The following is a 26,177-nucleotide window of genomic DNA, read 5'->3' on the forward strand; positions in this document are numbered from 1 at the left end:
AATAATTATGATACGTGGGCTCCATTTGCAGCCTAAACCAGAGCCAGTACGGTTGCGCAAGAATGAACATCGACAAGGCCGATAAGCCTGTACAAAGGAAATGGCATGATGAATTGGGATGACGCACGCTTCTTCCTGGCAGTAGCACGCTGCGGCACTTTACGAAAGGCCGCCAATGAACTACACGTCGACCAGGCCACCGTCGGACGGCGCATTACCGCTTTTGAAGAGAGCCTCGGCTCCAAGCTGTTTATCCGCACGCCAAAATCATTTTCCCTCAGCCCCCTGGGCGAGGAAATGCTGGCGGACGTCATGAATATGGAAAACGCCGTGCAGGCGATTGGCCGTAAAGCCACCAGCGGCGACGACAGCCTGTGCGGCAATGTGCGCATCGCCACCACCGATACCATGGCCGAGGCCTTTGTCATCCCGGCGCTGAAAGCACTGCGGGAGCAACACCCGCTAATCACCGTCACTATGCTGACAGCGGTGAATATCTCTGATATTTCTTACCGCGGGGCAGATCTGGCGATCCGCGGCGCACGGCCCGAATCCGATGAGTTGATTATCAAACGCATGGCGACCATCGAAATGGGCTTGTATGCGACGCAGGACTACCTCGACAAACACGGCCTGCCGACCAAGGGTGACCATCTGCGCGGTCACGATCTGCTGATGTTCCCGCGTGAACTGGTACCCCGTCACTGGAACGACTTTTGTGGCGAAGCGCTGATCGACCCCAACGTGGTTCTGCAGTGTAATTCACAGTTACTGCTGCGCTCGGCAACCCGTAACGGCTTGGGGATTGGCCTGCTGTCCTCCTTCCTGGCGGATAAAGACCCGGATCTGGTACGCATCTTCCCGGAGAATAAAGACTGGGTCGATATCTGGCTGGTGCTGCATCCCGATCTGCAGCGTGCCGCGCGGGTACGTGCCGTCGTGCAGGCACTGGAAGCCTCGTTTCAAAACAATCCCGGCTGATCTCCCGCCTCATAAAAAAAGGTTGCCGAAGCGACCTCAGACTGCTGACAAAGCCCGTTATTAGGGAGAGCGTGCCGAAGGGGTCGTAGCGGCTTGCCCGCCGGAGCGCCCCTCGGTGCGCTAGGCCCGGGTATCTCGGCTTCAATGACGATTTCATCTTCATCAAACTCAAAAAAAGGGCGCCAAATGGCGCCCTTTTTTACTGCCTTGCTGCCAATCAGAACATCGGCTGTGCCATCTGCACCAGCGTAATCAGCGGCTGCGGATAAACACCCAACAGCAGCACCAACGCGGCGGAGATCAGCACTACCACACCGCCTGCGGTCAACGCCCAGTTGTTCGGGGTATCGCGCTGCAGCGCTTCCGGCGCACTGAGGAACAGGCTGACGGTCACACGCAGGTAGTAGTACAAACCAATGGCGCTGCCCAGCACCACTGCGCCGGTCAACCACCACAGGTGAGCACTGACACCCATCGCGATAACAAAGAACTTACCGATAAAGCCCAGAGTCATCGGGATACCGGCCAGTGACAGCATCATCACCGTCATGACCGCAGACAGAATTGGCTTATGCCAGAACAGACCACGGTAGGAGAACAGTGAATCGGCGTCCGGACCACGGTACGGGCTGGACATCAGGCTGACCACACCGAACGCGCCCAGGCTGCTGAACAGGTAACCGGCCAGGTAAACCCCGGCAGTTTCCAGCGACAGCTGATGGGTTTGCACCGCAATCAACGCCACCAGCAGATAACCCAGGTGGGCGATCGACGAGTAACCCAGCAGACGCTTGATGTTGGTCTGGCTGATGGCCATCAGGTTGCCGAACAAAATTGAGCAGACGGCAATGATTGACAGCACCATGCGCAGCGCTTCGTTGTCGGCGGCCGGTGCATACAGGAACAAACGCATCACTACGGCAAAGATCGCAATCTTGCTGGCGGTCGCCAGGAAGGTTGAAACCGGCGCAGGCGCACCCTGATACACATCCGGCGTCCACAGTTGGAAGGGTACCAACGACAGCTTGAAGCCCAGACCAACAATCATCATGCCCATACCCGCCAGGATCAGCGGCTGGTGCATCATGTTTTCTTGCATGCTTTTGCCCAGGCCGGCCAGTGACAGGTCACCGGACTCCGCATACAGCAGCGCCATACCGAACAGCAGGAATGACGACGCGGCAGCAGACAGCAACATGTACTTGATAGCCGCTTCCAGCGGGCGCTTCTGGCGGTAGGCATAGCCCACCAGGCCGAACAGCGGCAGCGAGATCAGTTCAATACCGAGGAACAGCGACGCCAGATGGTTGGCGCTCGCCAGCAGAATGCCACCCATGGTCGCAATCAGCACCAGCAGGTAGAACTCTTCGCGGTTGTCCGGGTAACCGACCAGCCAAGGATAGGCAAAGGTACAGGTCGCCAGACTCGCCAGTATCACCAGCCCGGTATAGAACATCGAGTAGCCGTCTACCCGCATCAGCGGGGTGACGTCCATTGGGCCTACCTGGCCAACAAAGTACAGTGAAAGCAGCGCCAGGTTGAGACCGATCACGGTCAGGGTGGCGTTGATAAAGTGGTCGCGTCGCCACGCAATGCCTAGCATCACAACCACCACCGTCAATCCGACGATCAACAGTGGTAACAATGCGATCAGTTGTTGAGGAGTTATTGTCATGGCGAATTACGGCCTTGTTGTTGAAATTGCTGAAACTGACGAACCAAACCAGTGTTGCACGTTGCTCATCGCCGCATTGGAAGTATCCAGAATCGGCTGCGGGTAAACCCCGAGCAGAACCAACAATACCACCAGCAACAGAACGATAAACAGCTCACGCGCGGTCATGCCCGGCAACGGTTGGTCAGATTTGGCTTTGCCGTAATAGGCACGCTGCATCATGATCAACGAGTAAACCGAAGCAAACACCAGACCGAAGGTAGAAATCACGGTGATCACCGGCACAACCTGGTAGCTGCCGAACAGGATCATGAATTCACCGACGAAGTTACCGGTACCCGGCATCCCCAGCGTCGCCACTGCGAAGAACAGCGACAGCGCAGGGATGTATTTGATACGACCCCACAGACCGCCCATTTCACGCATGTCACGGGTATGCAGACGTTCGTACAGCTGGCCACAGATGATGAACATACCGGCCGCAGACAGGCCGTGCGCAATCATCTGGATCACCGCGCCCTGGTAAGCCAGTTGGCTGCCGGTGTAGATGGCGATCAGCACGAAGCCCATATGGGAAACCGAGGTGTAAGCAATCAGACGCTTGATGTCGGTCTGCGCAAACGCCATCCAGGCGCCGTAGAAGATACCGATCACACCCAGCCACATGGCGATAGGCGCAAACTCGTGCGACGCTTCCGGGAACAGCGGCAGGCTGAAACGCAACATGCCGTAGGCCGCGGTCTTCAGCAAGATCCCCGCCAGGTCCACAGAACCTGCGGTAGGGGCCTGGCTATGCGCATCAGGCAACCAGCCGTGCAGCGGTACCACCGGCATTTTCACCGCGAAGGCAATGAAGAAGCCCAGCATCAACAGGTATTGCACGTTGTGCGACATTGGCGTCTGCAGCAGATCTTCGTAATCGAAGGTCCACACGCCGGTCGCGTTATAGTGCACGAACACCAGGCCCATAATCGCAATCAGCATCACCAGACCGCTGGCCTGGGTATAGATGAAGAACTTGGTGGCCGCAGTGATGCGGGTTTTCCCGTCCGACGCCTTGTGACCCCAGAGCGCAATCAGGAAGTACATCGGCACCAACATCATTTCCCAGAAGAAGAAGAACAGGAACATGTCGATGGCGAGGAACACGCCGATTACCCCACCCAGGATCCACAGCAGGTTCAGGTGGAAGAAGCCCTGATATTTCTGGATTTCACGCCAGGAACAGAGGATCGCCAGCACGCCCAGCAGGCCGGTCAGCACCACCATCAGCAGTGACAGGCCGTCCAGCGCCAGGTGGATGGAAATACCAAAGCGTGGGATCCACGGCAGCAGGAATTCAGACTGCCACTGCGGAATGCCTTTCGGCGTAGTCAATGTGTAGCCACCCTGCATCCACAGATACAGAGAAAGCGCCAATGTCAGCCCCATTGCGATCAACGCAATCCAGCGCGGCACCTTAGTACCGAAGCGCTCAAACTGCCAGCACAGCAGACCGCCAATAAAGGGGATAAGAATTAGCCAAGGTAATAGCATGGCGTTTTGTGTCCCTTATACGAATAATTTCAAACTTTGTACGTAGCGCCTGCCCTGCAGGGCGCTACGCCCGAAAAATGCGTCTGTTTAAATTATTCAATTAAACCAGAATCAACAGAGCCAATACGACCACTGCACCCACACCCATAGACGCTATATACCAACGCACCTGACCGTTCTCGCTCACTGTCAGACCTCGGTTCCCCCAGCGGGAGAAGATGGCCGGCAGATTCATCATCGAGTTCAGCGGATCACGCTGCAGCAACTTCGCAATACCCAGGTACGGCTTGACGAACACTTTGTCGTACAGCCAGTCGAAGCCCCAGGCATGGAACCACCAGGTCGAGAAGAAACGTCCCGGTGCGCTCTTGGCAATGCGGGTCACCAGGCTACGTTTGCCCAGCCACAGTGCCGCCGCCAACAGGATGCCGACAATAGCCACTACGCCGGAGGTGATCTCCAGTTGCAGTACGCTACCGTGCGCCAGCTCGGTGGTGTCTGGCAGTACGCCCTGCAGTGGCGGAACGATCATCGCGCCAACGAAGGTGGACAGCACCAGCAGAACCAACAGCGGCAGGTGGTGAGTGATGCCTTTACCGGCATGCGCTTTGATTTTCTCTTCGCCATGGAACACGATGAAAATCATACGGAAGGTGTACAGCGAGGTCATGAACGCACCGATCAGACCGGCAATCATCAGGTTGATGTGACCGTTAGCCATCGCACCGGCCAGGATCTCATCCTTACTGAAGAAGCCTGCGGTGATCAGCGGCAAGGCCGACAGCGCAGCGCCACCCACCAGGAAGCAGACGTAAACCAGTGGAATGCTCTTGCGCAGGCCACCCATCTTGAAGATGTTCTGCTCGTGATGGCAGGCCAGGATCACCGAACCGGAGGACAGGAACAGCAGCGCCTTGAAGAACGCATGGGTCATCAGGTGGAAGATAGCCGCATCCCACGCCTGCACGCCCAACGCCAGGAACATGTAGCCAATCTGGCTCATGGTGGAGTAGGCAAGTACGCGTTTGATATCGGTCTGCACCAGCGCAGCAAAGCCGGCCAGCACCAGGGTCACCGCCCCGATAATCCCCACCAGATGCAGCACTTCCGGCGCCATCAGGAACAGGCCGTGAGTACGGGCAATCAGATAAACGCCTGCGGTCACCATGGTCGCTGCGTGGATCAGTGCGGAAACCGGGGTTGGACCCGCCATCGCATCTGCCAGCCAGGTCTGCAACGGCAACTGCGCCGATTTACCGACCGCACCACCCAGCAACATCAGGGTAGCCCAGGTGATCGCGGTATCGCCGATCGCCAGTTTTTGCGGTGCCAGGATCATCAGTTCACGGATGTTCAGCGTGCCCAGCTCGTTGTAGAGAATGAACAGCGCAAACGCCAGGAACACATCACCAACGCGAGTCACGATGAAGGCTTTCATCGCCGCCGCACCGTTGGCCGGATCCTTGTAATAGAAGCCGATCAACAGATAGCTGCACAGGCCCACGCCTTCCCAGCCCAGGTACAGCAGCAACAGATTGTCTGCCAGTACCAATATCACCATGCTGGCGATAAACAGGTTGGTGTAAGCGAAGAAGCGTGAGTAGCCCTCTTCACCGCGCATGTACCAGGAAGCGAACATGTGGATGAAGAAGCCCACGCCGGTCACCACTGACAGCATGGTCAACGACAGGCCATCCAGCGTCAGAGTCACGCCAATGTTGAAGTTACCGACGCTCATCCAGTTCCACAGGCTTTGCTCAAACAGCTGCACGCCAGTGGCTTTCTGGGCGAAGAAATCCATCCCCACATAGACCGTGACCAGAGCAGCCAGGCCGATAGAGCCTACGCCGACGGTTGCCGAGGTGTTCTCAGACCAGCGGCCACGGGAAAAGGCCAACAGCAGGAACCCGATCAGCGGTAGCAGAATAGTTAAATATAATAGGTTCATCCGCGCATCTCACTGACAGTATCAATATTCAGGGTATGACGACGACGGTAAAGCTGCAGCAGCAATGCCAGACCAATACTGGCCTCGGCGGCTGCCAGGCTGATCGCCAGGATATACATCACCTGCCCGTCCGGTTGGCCCCAGTAGCTGCCCGCAACGATAAACGCCAATGCTGCGGCGTTGATCATCACTTCCAGACTGATCAGCATAAACAGCAGATTGCGACGGACCAGCAACCCGGTCAGACCCAGGACGAACAGGATCGCCGCCAGGATCAGGCCATGTTGAAGAGGGATCATGCTTGCTCCTCCGATTTTCTTCTCGCCATTTCGCTACTGGCCGGGGCGTTGCTCAACACCTCACCCGGTTTGTGCTCACGGCCAATGTGGAAGGCAACAACCAGACCTGCCAACAGCAGCATTGAAGCCAGCTCAACCGCCAGAACGTAAGGACCAAACAGGCTGATCCCCACCGCTTTAGCGTCAACCATCTCACCGCTGATGCCCTGATCGGACACGCTGCGGATAGCGACAATCAGCACCGCCAACAGCGCCAGCGACAAGATGCCAGGGCCGATCCACACCGACGGCTTCAGCCAATCGCGCTCTTGCTGCTGCACCGCGTTGCCGAGGTTCAGCATCATCACCACGAACACGAACAACACCATGATGGCGCCGGCGTAGACGATGATTTCCAATGCCGCGGCGAAGTACGCGCCGAGCGAGAAAAAGACTGCAGAGATCGCCAGTAACGAAACGATCAGATACAGCAACGCATGCACAGGATTGGTATGCGAGATCACGCGAATTGTCGAGATCACCGCAATAAAACCTGCCAGATAAAAGGCAATTTCCATGCTTGCTGGCTCCTTAAGGCAACAGACCTTTGACGTCGATCGGTTTGGCTTCGTTTTCGGCTTCGCCCTTGGCTTTGCCGTCAATCGCCATACCGGCCATCCGGTAGAAGTTATATTCCGGATATTTACCCGGCCCCGAGATCAACAGATCTTCTTTTTCGTACACCAGATCCTGACGCTTGAACTCACCCATTTCGAAATCCGGCGTCAGCTGGATCGCGGTAGTTGGGCAAGCTTCTTCGCACAGGCCGCAGAAAATGCAGCGCGAGAAGTTGATGCGGAAGAACTCCGGGTACCAACGGCCGTCTTTCTGTTCTGCTTTTTGCAGCGAGATACAGCCCACCGGGCAGGCAACCGCACACAGGTTACACGCCACGCAGCGCTCTTCGCCGTCCGGATCGCGCGTCAGCACGATGCGGCCACGGTAGCGCGGCGGCAGGTAAACCGGTTCTTCCGGATACATCTGGGTTTCGCGTTTGGCGAAGGCGTGCAGGCCTATCATCCAAATACTGCGCACCTGGGTGCCGAAACCAACCAATAACTCTTTCAATGTCATGGTTTATTCACCCCTTATTGAGCGTTGTACAAAATGACTGCGGCAGTCGCCAGCAGGTTCAGTAGCGTCAACGGCAGACAGACTTTCCAGCCGAAGGACATCACCTGGTCATAGCGCGGGCGTGGCAGAGCAGCACGAATCAGAATGAACATCATCATGAAGAAAGCCGTTTTCAGCGCGAACCAGATGAATGGCGGTAGGAAAGGACCCTGCCAGCCACCGAAGAACAACGTCACAATCAGGGCAGAAACGGTGACGATACCTATGTATTCACCCACGAAGAACAGACCGAACTTCATGCCGGAATATTCAATGTGGTAACCGTCAGCCAGTTCCTGCTCGGCTTCCGGTTGGTCAAACGGGTGACGGTGACACACCGCCACGCCGGCAATCGCAAAGGTAATGAAACCAAAGAATTGCGGGATGACGTTCCACATGTGCGCCTGAGATTCAACAATCGCCTGCATGTTGAAGGAGTCCGCCTGCGCCACCACACCCATCAACGACAGGCCGATGAACACTTCGTAGCTCAGGGTTTGCGCAGAAGCACGCATCGCCCCCAACAGCGAGTATTTGTTGTTGCTCGACCAGCCGGCAAACAGCACGGCGTAAACCGCCAGGCCGGCCATCATCAGGAAGAACAAAATACCGATGTTGAGGTCGGACACCGCCCAGGTCGGACTGACCGGGACGATGGCAAATGCCAGCAACAGGGAAGTAAAGGCGATCATCGGCGCCAGGGTAAAGATCACCCGGTCGGAGAATTTCGGTACCCAGTCTTCCTTGAAGAACATTTTGATCATGTCGGCGACCAGCTGCAGTGAGCCACCCCAGCCGACACGGTTCGGTCCATAACGGTTCTGGAACAAGCCGAGCAAACGGCGTTCGCCGAAGCTCATGAATGCCCCACAGGTGACTACGACCAGCAGGATCACTACCGCTTTAAGAATGGAGATCAGAATGTCGATCACCTCAGGGGTAAACCAGCTCATCGTGTTGCCTCCCGCAGATTTTCAACCGTTGCACCCACCAGTACCGGCGAGATCCCTGGCAAGCCGAGCGGTAAGCCCACCTGGCCCTGGGCCAGGGTTTCACTCAGACGCACCGGCAGACGCAAGGTCTGGCCCGCACAGCTAAACTCCACCAAGGCACCGGCATTGACGCCAAGTGCAGCAGCATCGGTCGGGTTGACCATCACATAAGCATCCGGCATGCGCTGCTGAATCACCCCGGAACGCTGTGACATTTCATCACTGCCGAACAGGTGGTAATACGGCGCGACACGCCAGCCTTGCTGTTGACCAAAGGCGGCAGGCACTTGGGTGAAGTAACCCAGCTTGCCCTCCCCCGCTTCGATCAAGCGCACGCCCGGATCGCCATGACGCAGCTTGCCACCCACTTCGGCTTGGAATTTGTTCCAGGCTTGCGGTGAGTTCCAACCTGGTGCCCAGGCGAACGGGATCTGCTGACGATCGGCAAACGGGCTGTTGTTCCCTTCCATTGAGAAGGCGAACATGGTGTCTTTATCCTGCGGCTGACGCGGTTCGTGCACGCTGATATTGGCGCGCATCGCCGTACGGCCACTGGAGCGAATCGGAGAACGTGCCAGTTTCTGGCCGCGGATACGGAAACTCGCGTCCGGTGCGGCGTCGACAATACCCTGCAACTGCGGCAACGCGGTGACACAGGCTTCGATCACATGGTCGAGCTGCGTCCAGTCCACGTGGCGGCTGGTATAGGTGGAATGCAGCGAGTGCATCCAACGCCAGCTTTCCAGCATCACGGTGTAAACGTCTTTCTTCGCATCGTCGTAGTACGCCGGATCGTAAACCTGGAAGAAACGCTGTGCGCGGCCTTCCTGGTTGACCAGAGTACCGTCGCTTTCGGCGAAGCTGGCCGCCGACAGGATCAGGTTAGCCTTGTCCATGATGGCGGTACGCTGGTGATCGACCACGATCAGGTTGCTGACCTTGGCCAGCGCAGCGTCCACTTTCGCCGCCGGCGCATGCCGGTAGAGATCGTTTTCCATCACGATGGCCGTGTCGGCTTCGCCGCTTTCCAGCAGGGTCAGAGCCTGATCGAGCGAACCGCCGCCGATCATTGACAAACCGATGCTGTTGGCAGCGCTGGCGACAAAGGTGATGCCGACGTCAGAACCGCGATCCTTCAGCGCTTTGGCGATGTTGGCCGCCGCTTCGATGATGGCTTCGCTGCCGGCGTTGCTGCCGGTAACGATCAGCGGTTTACGCGCGTCGGTCAGCGCCTGCACGATGATATCGACTTTCTTGTTCAGGCCGTCAGCCAAATCGTTGACCGCCGGTGCCGCGTTGTCCAGCGCATGGGCGATAGCGAAGCCGAAGCGCGCCTGCTCATCCACCGGTGCACGGTAGTTCCATGCCGCGATATCGTCCAGACGGGTGTTATCCACGTTGGTAACGAACAGCGGGTGTTTGGCGTGCTGGCCGATGTTCTGCACCGCAGCAATCTGCCAGTCGGCAACGCGTTGGGCCGCAGCCATGGCGCGAGCCTTGCCCTTCACCGCCTGACGTACCGACAGGGCAATACGTGCGCCGGTCTGGGTCAAATCTTCACCCAGCACCAGCACCGCGTCGTAACCTTCGATTTCGCGCAGCGCAGGGGTGTGAACACCGCTGTTTTGCAGCACGTTCAGCATCAGGTCCAGACGGCCCTGCTCGGCCTGCGAGATACCGGTGTAGAAGTTCTCGGCACCCACCAAATCACGCAGTGCGAAGTTACTTTCCAGGCTGGCGCGTGGTGAGCCAATGCCGATGGTTTTCTTCGCCTGACGCAGAATATCCGCCGCGCCCTGCATCGCCTGCTCGGCGTTCAGGGTGATCCAGTCGTTGCCACGCAGTTGTTGTGGCTGACGCGGACGATCTTTCTGGTTCACGTAGCCATAACCGAAGCGGCCGCGGTCACACAGGAAGTAGTGGTTCACGCTGCCGTTATAACGGTTTTCGATACGACGCAGTTCACCATAGCGCTCGCCCGGGCTGGTGTTACAGCCGATGCTGCACTGCTGGCAGATGCTTGGCGCAAACTGCATGTCCCACTTACGGTTATAGCGCTCGGAGTGGGTTTTATCGGTGAACACGCCGGTCGGGCACACTTCTACCAGGTTGCCGGAGAACTCGCTTTCCAGCGTGCCGCTCTCGGTACGACCGAAGTAGACGTTATCGTGCGCGCCGTACACACCGAAGTCGGTGCCGTCCGCATAATCCTTGTAGTAGCGCACACAACGGTAACAGGCGATACAGCGGTTCATCTCATGCGAGATAAACGGCCCCAGCTCCTGGTTGTTGTGAGTACGCTTACTGAAGCGGTATTTACGGAAGCTGTGGCCGGTCATTACTGTCATATCCTGCAGGTGACAGTTACCGCCTTCTTCACATACCGGACAGTCGTGCGGGTGGTTGGTCATCAACCACTCAACCACGCTTTCACGGAACTGTTTGGCTTCGCCATCGTCGATGGAAATAAAGGTTCCATCGGATGCCGGTGTCATACAAGACATCACCAAACGGCCACGCGTATCTTCCGCGTTTTGGTATTGCTTTACCGCACATTGGCGGCAAGCGCCGACGCTTCCCAGCGCCGGATGCCAGCAAAAGTAAGGAATATCGAGCCCGAGGGAGAGACAAGCCTGCAGCAGGTTGTCGGCCCCATCTACGTCGTATTCTTTGCCGTCTACATGAATCGTAGCCATAGTCAGCATGCTTCCAAGTGGCCTGCCTTGCGGCAGGCGTTAATCAAAAATTCTGGCCGTGTCGTCGGGGCGAGTCGGCTTACCAGCGTTGCTTCAGCAGATTGTTCGGCTGAATACCGCCAATCGCATGCGCGTTACTGAAGTGCTTCACGGCAATGCCCGCTTCGAACTCTTCACGGAAATATTTAATCGCGCTTTGCAGTGGCTCTACGGCACCTGGCGCATGGGCGCAGAAGGTTTTGCCCGGGCCGAGAGAACGGCACAGCTGCTCAAGGGTTTCGATATCCCCCGGCTGCCCTTCGCCATTCTCCAGCGCACGCAGGATCTTCACGCTCCACGGCAGACCGTCACGGCATGGCGTACACCAGCCGCAGGACTCGCGAGAGAAAAATTCTTCCAGGTTACGCACCAGCGGAACCATGCCAATCTCGTGGTCTACGGCCATCGCCAGCGCGGTACCGAGACGGCTGCCGGCTTTACCGATGCTCTCGAAGTCCATCGGCAGATCGAGGTGATCGGCGGTCAGGAAGTCGGTGCCCGCGCCGCCTGGCTGCCAGGCTTTGAAACGCAGACCGTCACGCATGCCACCGGCGTAATCTTCCAGAATTTCACGTGCGGTGGTGCCAAACGGCAGCTCCCAAACGCCTGGGTTTTTCACCCGGCCGGAGAAGCCCATCAGTTTGGTACCGGCGTCGTTACTCTTGCCGGCGGAGATCCCCTTGTACCAGTCAACGCCGCTTTCAAGGATCGCCGGAACGTTGCACAGGGTTTCTACGTTATTGACGCAGGTCGGTTTGCCCCAGACACCGGAGGACGCCGGGAAAGGTGGCTTGGAACGCGGGTTGGCACGACGGCCTTCCAGCGAGTTGATCAGTGCGGTTTCTTCGCCACAGATGTAGCGACCGGCGCCGGTATGAACAATCAGCTCGAAGTCGAAGCCGCTGCCCATGATGTTCTTGCCCAAATAACCGGCTTCGGTGGCTTCAGCGATCGCCCGGCGCAAATGCACCGCAGCTTCGATGTACTCACCACGCAGGAAGATGTAGCCGCGATAGGCCTTCAGCGCGAACGCCGAGATCAACATGCCTTCCACCAACAGGTGCGGCAGTTGCTCCATCAGCAAGCGGTCTTTATAGGTGCCCGGCTCCATTTCATCGGCGTTACACAGCAGGTAACGGATATTCATGGATTCGTCTTTCGGCATCAGGCTCCACTTCAAACCGGTGGAGAAGCCCGCACCGCCACGACCTTTCAACCCGGCGTCTTTCACCAGGGTGACGATCTCGTCCGGAGCCATGCCCTTGATGGCCTTTTCGGCACCGGCATAGCCGTTCTTGCTGCGGTATTCATCCAGCCAGACCGGCTGTTTGTCATCGCGCAGCCGCCAGGTCAGCGGGTGCATTTCGGGAGTGCGCACAATGTCTTTAATCATTGATACTGCTCCAGTAGCGTCTCGATATCTTCAGGCTTCAGCTGACTGTGAGTGTCCTCATCAATCATCATGGTCGGCCCTTTATCGCAGTTGCCCAGGCAGCAGGTTGGCAGCAGAGTGAAACGGCCATCAAAGGTGGTTTGACCCGGTTTGATGCTCAGCTTCTTCTCAATAGCGGCCTGAATGCCCTGGTAACCGGTGATGTGACAAACAACGCTGTCACAATAACGGATCACGTGACGTCCTACTGGCTGACGGAAAATCTGGCTGTAGAACGTGGCCACGCCTTCTACGTCACTGGCAGGAATGCCCAGCAGTTCCGCGATGGCATAAATCGCCCCATCCGGAACCCAGCCACGCTGCTTCTGCACAATTTTCAGTGCTTCGATAGAGGCGGCGCGTGGGTCCTCGTAATGGTGCTTTTCGTGCTCGATCGCATCACGTTCTTCCGCACTCAGCTCAAATACATCAACGCCGCTCTGAGGAGCGGCCGCATTGATAGGTTCAAGCGCGGGGTTATTCGCGTGATTGTCTTTTTGATCATGCATAGTTAGCGGTCCACATCTGACATTACAAAATCGATACTACCCAGATAGACGATCAGGTCGGAGACCAGGCTGCCACGGATTACCGCTGGGATTTGCTGCAGGTGCGCAAAGCTTGGCGTACGTACCCGGGTGCGGTAGCTCATGGTGCTGCCGTCGCTGGTCAGGTAGTAGCTGTTGATCCCTTTAGTGGCTTCAATCATCTGGAATGATTCGTTGGCTGGCATCACCGGGCCCCAGGAAACCTGCAGGAAGTGGGTGATCAGCGTTTCAATGTGCTGCAGCGTGCGCTCTTTCGGCGGCGGCGTGGTCAGCGGGTGATCGGCCTTGAACGGGCCTTCCGGCATGTTGTTCAGGCACTGTTCGAGAATGCGCAGGCTCTGGCGCAGCTCTTCCACCTTCAGCATCACACGGGTGTAGCAGTCGCTGTTACCGTCACCGACCGGAACTTCGAAATCGAAATTCTCATAGCCGGAATACGGACGCCATTTGCGCACATCGAACTCGATACCGGTGGCACGCAGACCCGCGCCAGTGACACCCCACTCCAACGCTTCTTTCGCATTGTAGGATGCCACGCCAACGGAACGGCCCTTCAGGATGCTGTTCTTCAGTGCGGCCTTGACGTAAGAATCCAGACGTTTTGGCATCCACTCAAGGAACTCGCGCAGCAGACGATCCCATCCGCGCGGCAGGTCGTGTGCAACACCGCCAATACGGAACCAGGCCGGGTGCATACGGAAACCGGTGATCGCTTCAACCAGATCGTAGATTTTCTGACGGTCGGTAAAGGCGAAGAACACCGGGGTCATGGCGCCGACGTCCTGAATGAAGGTACTGATGTACAGCAGGTGGCTGTTGATACGGAACAGTTCGGACAGCATCACGCGGATGGTATCTACGCGATCCGGCACCTTGATACCTGCCAGTTTCTCAACTGCCAGCACGTAAGGCATTTCATTCACGCAGCCGCCGAGGTACTCGATACGGTCGGTGTACGGAATGTAGCTGTGCCAGGACTGACGCTCGCCCATCTTCTCGGCGCCACGGTGGTGGTAACCGATATCCGGTACGCAGTCGACAATATCTTCACCATCCAACTGCAGAATGATACGGAATGCACCGTGCGCAGACGGGTGGTTCGGGCCGAGGTTAAGGAACATGAAGTCCTCGTTCTCGGTACCGCGCTTCATGCCCCAGTCTTCCGGTTTGAAAGTCAGCGCTTCCATTTCCAGATCTTCTTTCTGTTTGGTCAACACAAAGGGATCGAATTCGGTGGCACGCGCCGGGTAATCTTTACGCAACGGGTGGCCTTCCCAGGTTTGCGGCATCATGATGCGCGTCAGGTGCGGGTGGCCGTCGAAGGTAATACCGAACATTTCCCAGGTTTCACGCTCATACCAGTTGGCATTAGGGAATACCTTGGTCGCTGTGGGCACGTGCAGGTCTTTTTCAGACAGCGCCACTTTCAGCATGATGTCGCGGTTGCGTTCGATAGAAATCAGATGATAGAAAACAGAAAAATCCGCAGCAGGCAGGCCGTCGCGGTGGGTACGAAGACGCTCGTCCATGCCATGCAGATCGAACAGCATGACATAAGGCTTCGGCTGCTTTCTCAAAAACGTCATTACTTCCAGTAACTGATCGGCTTTGACCCATACCACGGGTATTCCGGTACGGGTAGGCTGAACAGTAAAGGCTTCCGGCCCAAAACGGTTGCGCAGTTCGCCAATCACCGGATCGTCAAGGTGATCTCTGGTTTGCCAGGCCGGCAATGCGTCGTGCGTCGTTGAATCTGTCATAATTTTTTTCACCACACTGAAGGGTTATTTCGCCGCAAGTTCACTTTTCGCTGTGTTAACCAATAGCGCACTAAGATGGACGTTAAATGAACGTCTTAAATCTCGTCAGGCGTCCGAAGGTTGGTCACCGCGATACGCTCGCCGTGTTTACGCTCTCTTTCAGACTGCATGTTGGCGCGGTAAACACCCTGATCGCCGACAACCCAGGACAGAGGGCGGCGTTCTTTGCCAATAGATTCCTGCAACAGCATCAGTGCCTGCATGTAAGCTTCCGGGCGCGGTGGACAGCCAGGAATGTACACGTCGACCGGCAGGAACTTGTCCACACCCTGTACCACGGAATAGATATCGTACATGCCGCCGGAGTTGGCACAGGCACCCATGGAGATCACCCATTTTGGTTCCAGCATCTGTTCGTACAGACGTTGAATAACCGGGGCCATCTTGGTAAAGCAGGTACCGGCCACCACCATCAGGTCAGCCTGACGCGGTGATGCACGCAGAACTTCAGCACCAAAACGCGCCACGTCGTGAACGGCGGTAAACGACGTCACCATCTCCACGTAACAGCACGAAAGGCCGAAGTTATACGGCCAAATAGAGTTTTTACGCCCCCAGTTCACCATGTCATGCAATGCATGTTCGAGTTTACCCATGTAAACCGTGCGGTGAACCTGTTGGTCCAGGGGATCAGCAACGATCTCCTGTTTTTGCAGGGGGTAACGGTCGTTCTCACCGTTCGGGTCTATGCGGGTGAGCGTATAGTCCATCTTAATGCCTCGTTTTTAACCGACTACTGCGGATGACTGTTAGTGGCGTTTTTGATTGTGCCTGGCTTGCTCTGGCGCCGGGAGCGCACCGGAGTCCAATCCAATGCGCCAATACGCACCAGATAAACCAGCCCAGCCAATAACACCAAAATGAAAATGGCGGCTTCGATAAAGCCTACCCACCCGCTCTCACGTATGGAGACCGACCAGGCGTACAGGTACAAGGCTTCAACATCGAAAATAACGAAGAACATGGCGACCAGGTAGAACTTGGCGGACAGACGCATGCGCGCCGTACCGACCGAGTCGATGCCTGATTCAAACGGGGTATGTTTGGCGCGCGCACGGGCTCTCCCACCCAGGAAGAACGCACCCATAAGCATTAAACAGCAAAGCCCGATTGCCACGACAAAAAATACGGCGAACGCCCAGTGATGAGCGATAACTTCAGTGGTTGTTGACATACTCTATGCTTACTCATCAAAAGTGGCGTCGATCGCTCTGCTCTTGTTTCTGGCAGTTAGTGCACCACATCGATTTAAGGGAAGGATAAATAAACCACACAAACAAACTGCTATTACAGCAAGTTAGCCAGCGTTTTACTGTGGGCTTTTTACTCCTTTCTATAACCTTTTGTCAACTTTGACAAAAGTATCTACACACTAGTTTACATACATATCATTTAATTAACATTTGATGCGCCTGGCTTAGGCTAAATCGTGTCAGTTAATTGACGTGTAGAAACAGATAGATATAAACCAACATGCTCATTTCAGTTTTACTATACCATTGTCTCAGGAATCTCCTGTTCTTCCACTCACTACCTAGGGGTATTTTTTTGATCCAGGACACGTTTTTAGCATAAACCCTCAAAAAAAGTGTGGCCCTTTAATAAATTTTGTCAATTACGCCGGTCAAATAATCCCGGCACAAACTACCAAAATAACCATATTGATTCCAGGCCTTTACCTTTATAATTATTCGTTCGAAAAATAACCGAAAGGCTATTTCTTCGTCTGATAACCGTTCTCATCGGCAACGCTTTAGCCAAACAAATAACCACTTCGCTATGAAAATAAAACGAACCCCTCATAAATTAAATTTTCACTGAATTCAGAGCAAAAAAAACCTCCGCCGAAGCAGAGGTTTTATCACCGGATTTAACGCGTTTTGGCGTTATTCCTCATCGTCAACCAGGCAGGTGTCATCCTGCAACGAGGCACTCGGTCCATTGAAGCTGTAGTTGTCGTTACCGATCTGCATGGCACTGAAAATGGCCATCGCCAGCTCGTTGCCGCACTGCAGGTCCTTGCACAAGCTGTATTGCGTGTCCGGCAGCGTTGGCAAGCCTTCCGCTGCGCCGAGCACCCGCAGGTCCGGGCTCATCATTTCAATTGGCCGAACGGTGATGCCCAACCCAGCCTTGCAGGCGGCACGAACGGCGGACAGCGTCGAGGCCACATAGGCAATGCGCCATGGGATCCCGGCGTCATCCAGGTGTTGAATCGCCATCGCGCGGAACGGACTGGGTTCGTCCATCACCACCAACGGGATCGGTTCACCGGCCTGAAAATGGTAATCCGCCGCGCAATACCACAGGGTTGGCGAAGTACGCAGCACAATGTGCGGGCGATCTTCGGTAGCCATCGTGGTAATCGCCAGATCAACTTCACCGTTTTCCAACATCTCGATCATGAACGAGCTGGGTTTCACCCGCACATCAATCGCCAGTTTTGGATACACAGAAGTGACGCGGTTAAGCAGGAAAGGCAGGATGGTATCGGCGGTATCATCAGAAGCGCCAATAGTCAGAACACCTTTAATATTGTTGTACATCAGAGAGGTACAGGCTTCGTCGTTAAAGCGCAGAATTTTTCTGGCGTAGCCGAGAAGCTGAATACCGTGTTCAGTCAGTAATTTATTGCGCCCGTGACGGGCAAACAACTCTTTGCCAACCAGTTGCTCTAACCGCTGCATTTGTTGGCTGACGGCTGATTGAGTACGACAAACGGCGACTGCCGCCGCCGCAAAAGTATTCAAATCAGCAACAGCTACAAAGGTTCTTAGCAGATCGAGGTCGAGATTGAGTATCGGACGATTTGCAGTTGTCATAGTGTTTTCTTCACTTTTTAAATTCTAATTTACAAACTACCCTGGTGTGTTTCTAAGACATCGTTTAAAAGGGACGATGCCAGACATGACAGTACCCCACTCATTAGTGGAGGGCAAAAAAATTACTTTTATTTCGTTACCTCTATCGCCTTTTAAAATGTGATCTATCGAGAATGCTTATACAACGTCTGACGTTATAAGTGGTGCAAGGGTTTCATTTTTACCGAACAAAATATTTTACTCATTCAGATAGCGGGATTACCACACCAATTGTGCTGCACAACCTCCGCAGCCAGACTGGCCTCAGCGTATTCTCATACGTAAAAGAGTAAGACGATCCTCTTGTAACAGCCGGTACATTTTTTAATGATTTTAATAAATTCAATCAGTAACATTTACCCCGTGAATAACTAAGGAATAACTACTTAAACGCGGCTTAACAGAGAAACTAAAATAGCGCTAATGTGAATTTTCTTATGATTCAGTTTGGAGTGAGCCTGGACAAGCGACTATCAGACTACTCTGGCATTATCATTTCTTTACAGTTTATCTCCGCTAAATCCCCGATGTGGCTTAACAGTGAGTACGGTTCTGTCAGCATTGCATCAATAACATGGGGCCATTATCTCTACCCGGCCTCATCGATACAGAACAAAAAACCAATAAAATAACAAACACTGGAATTAAACACCAACAAACCACTTTGGCATTGTTCATCATCCCTGAAATCCCCCGTTGAGCCCTTCGTTTGCACCAAAGGCGTGCACAACCCTTCAAAAGCATCTGCGCCAGGAGTACATTGAGCAGGTTGCGGTGTTCCACGGTAGGAACGCCCCTATCCCAGCAAAAGGCTCAACTTTCTATGTCCCCCATTGAGAAATCCAGCAAACTGGACAACGTCTGTTATGACATTCGCGGCCCAGTGCTCAAAGAAGCTAAACGTCTTGAAGAAGAAGGCCATAAAGTCCTCAAACTGAACATCGGCAACCCTGCCCCGTTTGGTTTTGACGCCCCTGATGAAATCCTGGTCGACGTGATCCGCAATCTGCCCACGGCGCAAGGCTATTCCGATTCCAAAGGGCTCTTCTCGGCGCGTAAAGCGATCATGCAGCACTATCAGGCGCGCAACATACGTGACGTGACCGTTGAGGATATCTACATCGGTAATGGGGTTTCCGAGCTGATTGTGCAATCCATGCAGGCGCTGCTCAACAGCGGCGACGAAATGCTGGTACCGGCACCGGATTACCCGCTGTGGACCGCAGCTGTTTCGCTTTCCGGCGGCAAAGCCGTGCATTACCTGTGTGATGAAGAAGCCGGCTGGTTCCCGGATCTGGACGATATCATCAGCAAGATCACCCCACGCACCCGCGGCATTGTGATCATCAACCCAAACAACCCGACCGGCGCGGTCTACAGCAAGGCACTGCTGGAGCAGATTGTTGAGATCGCCCGTCAGCACAACCTGATCATCTTTTCTGATGAAATCTACGACAAGATTCTGTATGACGAAGCCGAGCACCATTCGATCGCTGCGCTGGCGCCGGACCTGCTGACCGTGACCTTTAACGGACTGTCAAAAACCTATCGCGTGGCGGGTTTCCGCCAGGGCTGGATGGTGTTGAACGGGCCGAAGAAGCACGCCAAGGGGTATATCGAAGGGCTGGAAATGCTGGCATCCATGCGGCTATGCGCCAACGTGCCGATGCAGCATGCGATCCAAACCGCGCTGGGTGGCTACCAGAGCATCAACGAATTTATTCAACCGGGCGGGCGTCTGTATGAACAGCGCAATCGTACCTGGGAACTGTTGAACCAAATCCCGGGCGTTTCCTGCGTGAAACCTCAGGGGGCGCTGTATATGTTCCCGCGCATCGACGCTAAACGCTTTAACATTCATGATGATCAGAAATTGGTGCTGGACCTGTTGCTGCAGGAAAAAGTGCTGCTGGTACAGGGTAGCGCGTTCAACTGGCCGTATCCGGACCACGTGCGCATCGTGACTCTGCCACGGGTGGATGAACTGGAAATGGCAGTGGGCAAACTGGGCCGTTTCCTGGAAGGCTACCGTCAGTAATCTCCGCCGGGGCAGCCTGCTGCCCCACGCCCCCACCCGCAGACCCATACCGCACAGCCCGAGTTGCATAACCCGCCGTCACTGCTCACAATGGAACCCTCACTTGCCGTTGTAAAAGAGAGCACCATGAGCCAGAGCCACTTTTTTGCCCATCTGTCCCGTTTGAAACTGATTAACCGCTGGCCGCTGATGCGCAATGTTCGCACCGAGAACGTTTCCGAACACAGCCTGCAGGTGGCATTTGTTGCCCACGCTCTGGCGGTGATCAAAAACCGAAAATTCAATGGCAACCTGAGCGCCGATCGCGTCGCCCTGCTGGCGATGTACCACGATGCCAGCGAAGTGATCACCGGCGACATGCCAACGCCGATCAAATACTACAATCCGCAGATCGCCCACGAGTATAAGAAGATCGAAAAGATCGCCCAGCAGAAACTGCTGGATATGATCCCGGCGGAATTACGCAACGATTTCCGCTCGATCCTCGACGAACACTATTACACCGAAGACGAAAAGTTGGTGGTGAAACAGGCCGATGCGCTGTGCGCCTACCTGAAATGTCTGGAAGAGTTGTCTGCCGGCAATAACGAATTCAAGCTGGCAAAAGCACGACTGGAAAAAACCCTGCAGCAGCGTAGCAGCCCGGAGATGGATTATTTCATGAACGTGTTTATCCCCAGCTTCAGCCTGTCGCTGGATGAAATCAGCCTGGATTCTTCCCTGTAATTCTCATGGCGCAGCACGCTGCGCCGTTTATTAGAATGCATACAGCCAGGGCACGATAATCACGCTGACCACCATCACCAACAGCGTGAACGGCACGCCCATGCGGATAAAATCACCAAACTTATAGTTTCCCGGCCCCAGCACCAGCGTGTTTACCGGTGAAGAAACCGGCGTCATAAATGCGGCCGAAGCGGCGATGGCGATAATCATCGCAAAGGGGTAAGGCGAAACGCCCATTTCACGCGCGGCCGCAATGGCGATCGGCGCCATCAGCACCGCGGTGGCGGTGTTGGAGATAAACAGGCCGATAGTGGCGCAAAGGGCAAACAGGCACACCAGCATCACCCGCGGTCCGGCATCGCCCGCCACGTCCATTAAGCCACGCACGATCAAATCGACCCCGCCGGTTTTTTGCAGCGCCTGGGCAAACGGCATCATACCGACAATCAAAATAATGCTCGGCCAGTGAATCGACTTATAGGCGCTTTCCATGTCGATGCAGCGGAACTTGCCCATCAGCAGACAGGCAATCAGCGCGGCGATCGGGTTGGGGATTTCATCGGTCAGCATCATCGCGACCATCAGCGCCAGACAGAACAGTGCGTGCGGCGCCTGGGTAATGGCCGGTGCCACTTCATCAACCTCGGCCGGCAGATTGAGTACGATAAAATCATGGGTTTTCGCCTGCAACTGGCGGATCGCCTTCCAGTCGCCGATCACCAACAGAATATCGCCCAATGCCAGAGGCTCATCCACCAGCTTGCCTGCCAGGGTTTCGCCATTGCGACGAATACCAACCACGTTCAGATCGTAGCGGCTGCGGAAGGCTGACTCGCGCAGGCTTTTGCCCAACAGGGTTGAATCGGGGATCAACGACACTTCCGCCATGCCGACGTTACGTGACTGTTCAGAGAAATAGTCGCCGCGCAGGACCATCGGCTCCAACTGCTGCTCGCTGCAGAACTCACGCAGATCGACCTGACTGTCCGACATGTCGAGCAGCAGCACATCCCCTTCGCGCAACTCGGTGCTGCCAGATGCGCTGACCATCACCCGCCGGAAACGTTTCCAGCGTTCAATCCCCACCACGTTAGCACCGTAGCGGGCGCGCAGGTGCAGCTCGTCCAGCGAGTGACCGACCAGCGGCGAGCCGCTGCGCAATGCCAAGCGCCGGGCACGACCGGTCAGCTTATAGTCGCGGATCAGATCGCGGAAGGTACGGCGCTGCCAGGTTTCACGCGTTTTATCACCGTCGTCACTGGCCAACCAGCGCCGGGCCACCAGCATGTACCCCACGCCCAACACCAGCACCGCCAGACCGACCGGGGTTACGCCGAAGAAGCCAAAACCACTGATACCCTCGCGGACCAGCTCACTGTTGACCACCATGTTCGGCGGCGTTGCCACCAGGGTCATCATGCCGCTGATCAAACCGGCAAAGCTCAGTGGCATCATCAACCTGCCCGGTGCGATTTTCATCCGCGCCGCCACGCTGAGTACCACCGGAATAAAGATCGCCACCACGCCGGTCGAGCTCATAAAAGCCCCGAGTCCGGCCACGGTGACCATCAACAACATCAGCATTCTGGTTTCGCTGCTGCCGGCCACCTTCACCAGCCAGTCCCCCACCTGATAAGCCACGCCGGTACGCACCAACCCTTCACCAATCACGAACAGCGCGGCGATCAGGATCACATTGGGATCGCTGAAGCCCACCGTGGCCTCCGCCAGGGTCAGCGTGCCGCTCAACACAAAAGCGATGATCACCAGCAACGCCACGACGTCCATCCGCAGCTTGTTGGTGGTAAACAGCACGATGGCAATCAACAGTAAACTCAGCACCCACAGTAATTCGCTGTTCAAAACGGCCTCATCCGGCAGAGATATCCAAGGGCTTAAAAATTAGCATAAAAAAACCCCGCCGGTGCGGGGTCTAATCAATTTGGGTGAAGATAGGCTCGGTCAGGCGACCAGGCTTATCGCCGCCCCCTGTTCCGTTTTACTCACCGCAATCTGCTCCAGCGAGGTTAACAGCAGATCAACCAGCTCCAGCTTGGGGGCGTCCGCTGGTGCGTTGACCGCAATCACCTGGCAGCCCGCAGCCAACCCGGAAAGAATACCGGCAGCGGCGTCTTCCACCACCACACAGTCCTGAGGCGCCATCCCCAGGCGCTCCGCACCCAGCAGGTAGGCATCCGGCTGTGGCTTGCCATGTTTTACCTGCTCGGCGGTGATGAACACCTCCGGCTGCGGCAAACCACCGGCATTACGACGAGCAGTAGCCACCGGGATCGAACCAGAAGTCACGATCGCCCACGGGATATCGAGGCGGTTCAAGCGTTCCAGCAAGGCTGCAGCCCCAGGCAATGCCGTGACGCCATCGGTATCCTGCGCTTCCACCTGCTCCAGCAGCAGGAACTCCTGTTGAATGGCCTCCTCACTTTCACCCGGCATAAAGTGACGTAACGAGGTAATGGCCTGTTTACCGTGAATGAAATCCAGTACGTCCTGCGGATTAATACCGCGGCGTTTGGCCCAGTTAATCCAGGCGCGCTCTACCGCCGGCAGTGAATCAACCAACGTCCCATCAAGATCGAACAGAAAACCCTTACACTCCACAGGAAACCTCTTTTAATCAGGCATTGATAATTTGCGCTATCTCTACGGCGCTCAGATGATACTGGCGTGGGCATGACAGCCAGATGGCCAGCATCCGCTGGTACTTTTCCCACATTTTGGTTTGGGCATTAAAGCCGTGGCTGCCGGAATCGAAATGAGTATAGCGTCCCTCGGTGGTCACAAGGAACCGCACATAGCTCAGATAACGCGCTTCGGTTGCGGCGTCAAAGCCGAGAAACGCCAGGCGGCGCGCCTCAATCCCCTGTTTTTCCTTCAGGTTATCCCAGGAGACCTGCAACGCATGGTGCATTTCCATCACGTTGATAATGGTGCGGCACACTTCTTCGCTCATTTCGCCGAAGTCGCGATCCAGCTCGCGCATCTGCAGGCCAAAACCACGTTCGATAACGGTCTGCAGGCGGCGGTAACGCTCGGCGTTATCCGGATCCAGCATGGTCATCATTTTGTATTGGTTCGACAGGATCAGCCGTTGGGCGTGGGTCATTTCCATTATAATTTCCTCGAAAAATTACTAATGGCGGAAGCATCGCACAGCGCAATATCGCAGGAAATCACAACTCGCCGGTTCTTTGATTTAAACCGGGGTTATTGGCTGGAACAAGCTATGCCCAGGCCTATTATTAGGGAGAGCATGCCGAAGGGGTCGTAGCAGCTTCAGCTGCCGGAGCGCCCCTCGGTGCGCTAGGCCCGGGTATCTCAGACTAGACATCAAACTTAATCAGGCCGCAATCAATGCGGCCATTTTTGTGGTTACAGGTCATCCAGGAAGGTTTTATCCAACTGCTTGAAGGCGCGTTTCAGCAGGTCCGCCAGCGCCTGGTAGGTCGGCGGGCCTTCTACTGGTGCTACCGCCTGACCGGCTTCCGCCAGCTTGTTGCGGACTTCATGGAACCATTGCAGCAGCGTTGGCGGCAACGGGGTGACCGAACGACGGCCCAACCACCACAGACCCTGCATCGGCATGCTGCACGCAAACAGCGCGGTGGCGATCGCCGGACCCAACTGGCCACCCAGGGCAATCTGCCAGGTCAGGGCGAACACCGCCAGCGGCGGCATAAAGCGGACGGCAAAACGGGTGGCACTCGCAACGCGATTCTCCGGAAAGACCGGAGCCAGACGTTTGTCCGACGGCCAGGTTTTCATATAATGCTGCCCGCGCTGGAAGACCTGAAACCAGCTAACGGAACCGGACGGTTTGCTCGTCATTGCGTACCTCAACGTCACAAAGAAAAATAAGGACACAGCCAACACAATACTAAAAAAGTTGAAGCTTTAAATTTATTTTGTGTTTGCCTCAGGCTATCGGTATCCTAAGCCGGCCTTTTGGCCGGTAGAAGATGACAAGAATTCTGTCAACTTTTAGCCCTATAAAAATCAAGATTACTTAAACCGCAGAGAAATCATCGGTTTTTTCATCGTCATGTGGTTTGTGCAATTCACATGATGTTAATCATAAATGTCAACGGCATTATGCGCTACGCTTGTTGTCTGATTGACGATTAATTCACCACGTGTTTTGGTCTTTCCTTTAACAACACGAACTATTTAAGTAGGTACTTCCATGTCGAGTAAGCTAGTACTGGTCCTGAACTGCGGCAGTTCTTCCCTGAAGTTCGCTATCATCGATGCTGTCAACGGTGAAGAACACCTCTCCGGCTTAGCCGAATGTTTCCACCTGCCTGAGGCTCGCCTCAAGTGGAAGATGGACGGCGCGAAACACGAAGCGGCTCTGGGCGCCGGCGCTGCGCACAGCGAAGCACTGAACTACATTGTTAATACAATTCTGGCACAAAAACCTGAGCTCTCTGCACAGCTGACCGCTATCGGTCACCGCATTGTGCACGGCGGCGAGAAGTTTACTGCTTCTGCCGTGATCAATGACGAAGTCCTGCAGGGTATCAAAGATTCGGTGCCTTTTGCACCACTGCATAACCCGGCGCACCTGATCGGTATCGCTGAAGCATTGAAATCTTTCCCTAAACTGGCGGATAAAAACGTTGCCGTGTTCGACACCGCGTTCCACCAGACCATGCCGGAAGAATCCTACCTGTACGCCCTGCCGTACAGCCTGTACCGTGACCACAGCGTTCGTCGCTATGGCGCACACGGCACCAGCCACTTCTACGTAACTCAAGAAGCGGCCAAGGCGCTGAACAAGCCGGTTGAAGAAGTTAACCTGATCACCTGCCACCTGGGCAACGGCGGTTCCGTTACCGCAGTGCGCAACGGCAAATGCGTTGACACCTCCATGGGTCTGACCCCGCTGGAAGGCCTGGTCATGGGTACCCGTAGTGGTGACATCGATCCTGCCATTATCTTCCACCTGCACGACTCCCTGGGCATGAGCGTTGATCAAATCAACAAAATGCTGACCAAAGAATCCGGCCTGCTGGGCCTGACCGAAGTCACCAGCGACTGCCGTTATGTTGAAGACAACTACGAAAGCAAAGCCGATGCCAAGCGTGCGATGGACGTATTCTGCCACCGCCTGGCCAAGTACATCGGTGCCTACAGCGCACTGATGGACGGCCGTCTGGACGCAGTCGTCTTCACCGGCGGTATCGGTGAAAACGCCGGTATGGTGCGTGAGCTGACCCTGAACAAACTGGGCCTGCTGGGCTTCGAAGTTGACCACGACCGCAACATGGCTGCTCGCTTCGGTAAATCCGGTGCCATCACCAAAGACGGTAGCCGCCTGGCGCTGGTTATCCCGACCAACGAAGAGTTGGTCATCGCGCAAGACGCATCCCGTCTGACCGCGTAACGCTCTCCGACACCGTCAGCCCAGGCTGAC

The 26,177-nt window shown here is 55.5% G+C and carries 22 protein-coding genes; 4 read left to right on the forward strand and 18 right to left on the reverse strand.

Annotated elements, in window-relative coordinates; translation table 11 throughout:
* The first annotated feature begins 105 nt into the window (after window positions 1-105).
* Window positions 106-981, forward strand: coding sequence for a LysR family transcriptional regulator (locus QOT07_RS17330; RefSeq protein ID WP_099061602.1), 876 nt, complete (start codon window positions 106-108; stop codon window positions 979-981).
* A gap of 217 nt (window positions 982-1,198) precedes the next feature.
* On the opposite strand, the gene nuoN is transcribed toward QOT07_RS17330, so the two are convergent.
* From nuoN to lrhA, 14 genes are all read right to left on the reverse strand, one after another.
* The gene (gene nuoN / locus QOT07_RS17335) at window positions 1,199-2,656 is read right to left on the reverse strand and encodes an NADH-quinone oxidoreductase subunit NuoN (protein ID WP_112348849.1); all 1,458 of its coding nucleotides are present in this window, start codon (window positions 2,654-2,656) and stop codon (window positions 1,199-1,201) included.
* A 6-nt stretch (window positions 2,657-2,662) separates the two neighbouring features.
* On the reverse strand, window positions 2,663-4,192 hold the full coding sequence (gene nuoM, locus QOT07_RS17340) for an NADH-quinone oxidoreductase subunit M (RefSeq protein WP_099061604.1): 1,530 nt from the start codon (window positions 4,190-4,192) through the stop codon (window positions 2,663-2,665).
* A gap of 100 nt (window positions 4,193-4,292) precedes the next feature.
* Window positions 4,293-6,140, reverse strand: a complete 1,848-nt coding sequence (nuoL, locus tag QOT07_RS17345; protein WP_099061605.1) for an NADH-quinone oxidoreductase subunit L — start codon at window positions 6,138-6,140, stop codon at window positions 4,293-4,295.
* Complete coding sequence (gene nuoK, locus QOT07_RS17350; protein WP_012146014.1) at window positions 6,137-6,439, reverse strand: NADH-quinone oxidoreductase subunit NuoK; 303 nt, start codon at window positions 6,437-6,439, stop codon at window positions 6,137-6,139. The genes nuoL and nuoK overlap by 4 nt, the downstream gene beginning before the upstream one ends.
* A complete protein-coding gene (gene nuoJ / locus QOT07_RS17355) occupies window positions 6,436-6,996 on the reverse strand; it encodes an NADH-quinone oxidoreductase subunit J (protein WP_085117771.1) in 561 nt (186 codons plus the stop codon). The genes nuoK and nuoJ overlap by 4 nt, the downstream gene beginning before the upstream one ends.
* Before the next feature lie 13 nt (window positions 6,997-7,009).
* Window positions 7,010-7,552, reverse strand: a complete 543-nt coding sequence (gene nuoI, locus QOT07_RS17360; protein ID WP_004947256.1) for an NADH-quinone oxidoreductase subunit NuoI — start codon at window positions 7,550-7,552, stop codon at window positions 7,010-7,012.
* A 14-nt stretch (window positions 7,553-7,566) separates the two neighbouring features.
* Complete coding sequence (gene nuoH / locus QOT07_RS17365; RefSeq protein ID WP_085117774.1) at window positions 7,567-8,544, reverse strand: NADH-quinone oxidoreductase subunit NuoH; 978 nt, start codon at window positions 8,542-8,544, stop codon at window positions 7,567-7,569.
* Window positions 8,541-11,279 (reverse strand): NADH-quinone oxidoreductase subunit NuoG, encoded by a 2,739-nt coding sequence (nuoG, locus tag QOT07_RS17370; protein ID WP_099061643.1) that lies wholly within the window; start codon window positions 11,277-11,279, stop codon window positions 8,541-8,543. Before nuoG ends, nuoH begins: the two co-directional genes overlap by 4 nt.
* 79 nt (window positions 11,280-11,358) lie before the next feature.
* Window positions 11,359-12,711 carry an NADH-quinone oxidoreductase subunit NuoF gene (gene nuoF / locus QOT07_RS17375; RefSeq protein ID WP_099061606.1) on the reverse strand — a complete coding sequence of 451 codons (1,353 nt, stop codon included), beginning with the start codon at window positions 12,709-12,711 and terminating at the stop codon, window positions 11,359-11,361.
* Complete coding sequence (gene nuoE / locus QOT07_RS17380; protein ID WP_283603650.1) at window positions 12,708-13,259, reverse strand: NADH-quinone oxidoreductase subunit NuoE; 552 nt, start codon at window positions 13,257-13,259, stop codon at window positions 12,708-12,710. Before nuoE ends, nuoF begins: the two co-directional genes overlap by 4 nt.
* A gap of 2 nt (window positions 13,260-13,261) precedes the next feature.
* Entirely contained in the window at window positions 13,262-15,058 is a 1,797-nt protein-coding gene (nuoC, locus tag QOT07_RS17385) for an NADH-quinone oxidoreductase subunit C/D (protein ID WP_099061608.1), read from the reverse strand.
* A 95-nt stretch (window positions 15,059-15,153) separates the two neighbouring features.
* Window positions 15,154-15,828, reverse strand: a complete 675-nt coding sequence (locus QOT07_RS17390) for a NuoB/complex I 20 kDa subunit family protein (protein ID WP_004947278.1) — start codon at window positions 15,826-15,828, stop codon at window positions 15,154-15,156.
* Window positions 15,829-15,851: 23 nt separating this feature from the next.
* Window positions 15,852-16,292 (reverse strand): NADH-quinone oxidoreductase subunit A, encoded by a 441-nt coding sequence (locus QOT07_RS17395; RefSeq protein ID WP_012146022.1) that lies wholly within the window; start codon window positions 16,290-16,292, stop codon window positions 15,852-15,854.
* 712 nt (window positions 16,293-17,004) lie between these two features.
* Window positions 17,005-17,940: a transcriptional regulator LrhA gene (gene lrhA, locus QOT07_RS17400; RefSeq protein WP_283603651.1), complete on the reverse strand. Its 936-nt coding sequence runs from the start codon at window positions 17,938-17,940 to the stop codon at window positions 17,005-17,007.
* 862 nt (window positions 17,941-18,802) lie between these two features.
* On the opposite strand from lrhA, the gene QOT07_RS17405 reads away from it, so the two are divergent.
* Window positions 18,803-20,017, forward strand: coding sequence for a pyridoxal phosphate-dependent aminotransferase (locus QOT07_RS17405; RefSeq protein ID WP_099061610.1), 1,215 nt, complete (start codon window positions 18,803-18,805; stop codon window positions 20,015-20,017).
* 126 nt (window positions 20,018-20,143) lie between these two features.
* A complete protein-coding gene (gene yfbR / locus QOT07_RS17410; RefSeq protein ID WP_037421003.1) occupies window positions 20,144-20,743 on the forward strand; it encodes a 5'-deoxynucleotidase in 600 nt (199 codons plus the stop codon).
* 30 nt (window positions 20,744-20,773) lie between these two features.
* Here yfbR and QOT07_RS17415 read toward each other — a convergent pair whose 3' ends face one another.
* The 4 genes from QOT07_RS17415 to yfbV form a co-directional block, all read right to left on the reverse strand.
* Window positions 20,774-22,606, reverse strand: coding sequence for an SLC13 family permease (locus tag QOT07_RS17415; RefSeq protein WP_099061611.1), 1,833 nt, complete (start codon window positions 22,604-22,606; stop codon window positions 20,774-20,776).
* 99 nt (window positions 22,607-22,705) lie between these two features.
* Window positions 22,706-23,362 carry a sugar phosphatase gene (locus QOT07_RS17420; protein WP_283603652.1) on the reverse strand — a complete coding sequence of 219 codons (657 nt, stop codon included), beginning with the start codon at window positions 23,360-23,362 and terminating at the stop codon, window positions 22,706-22,708.
* Between the two features lie 16 nt (window positions 23,363-23,378).
* Window positions 23,379-23,873 carry a YfbU family protein gene (locus QOT07_RS17425; protein WP_099061613.1) on the reverse strand — a complete coding sequence of 165 codons (495 nt, stop codon included), beginning with the start codon at window positions 23,871-23,873 and terminating at the stop codon, window positions 23,379-23,381.
* Between the two features lie 260 nt (window positions 23,874-24,133).
* Window positions 24,134-24,589, reverse strand: a complete 456-nt coding sequence (gene yfbV, locus QOT07_RS17430; RefSeq protein ID WP_099061614.1) for a terminus macrodomain insulation protein YfbV — start codon at window positions 24,587-24,589, stop codon at window positions 24,134-24,136.
* A 355-nt stretch (window positions 24,590-24,944) separates the two neighbouring features.
* Between yfbV and ackA the strand changes: the two genes are divergently transcribed.
* On the forward strand, window positions 24,945-26,147 hold the full coding sequence (ackA, locus tag QOT07_RS17435; protein ID WP_129936559.1) for an acetate kinase: 1,203 nt from the start codon (window positions 24,945-24,947) through the stop codon (window positions 26,145-26,147).
* The last annotated feature ends 30 nt before the right edge of the window (window positions 26,148-26,177 follow it).

The organism is Serratia proteamaculans, assembly GCF_949794035.1.
GTDB lineage: Bacteria > Pseudomonadota > Gammaproteobacteria > Enterobacterales > Enterobacteriaceae > Serratia > Serratia proteamaculans.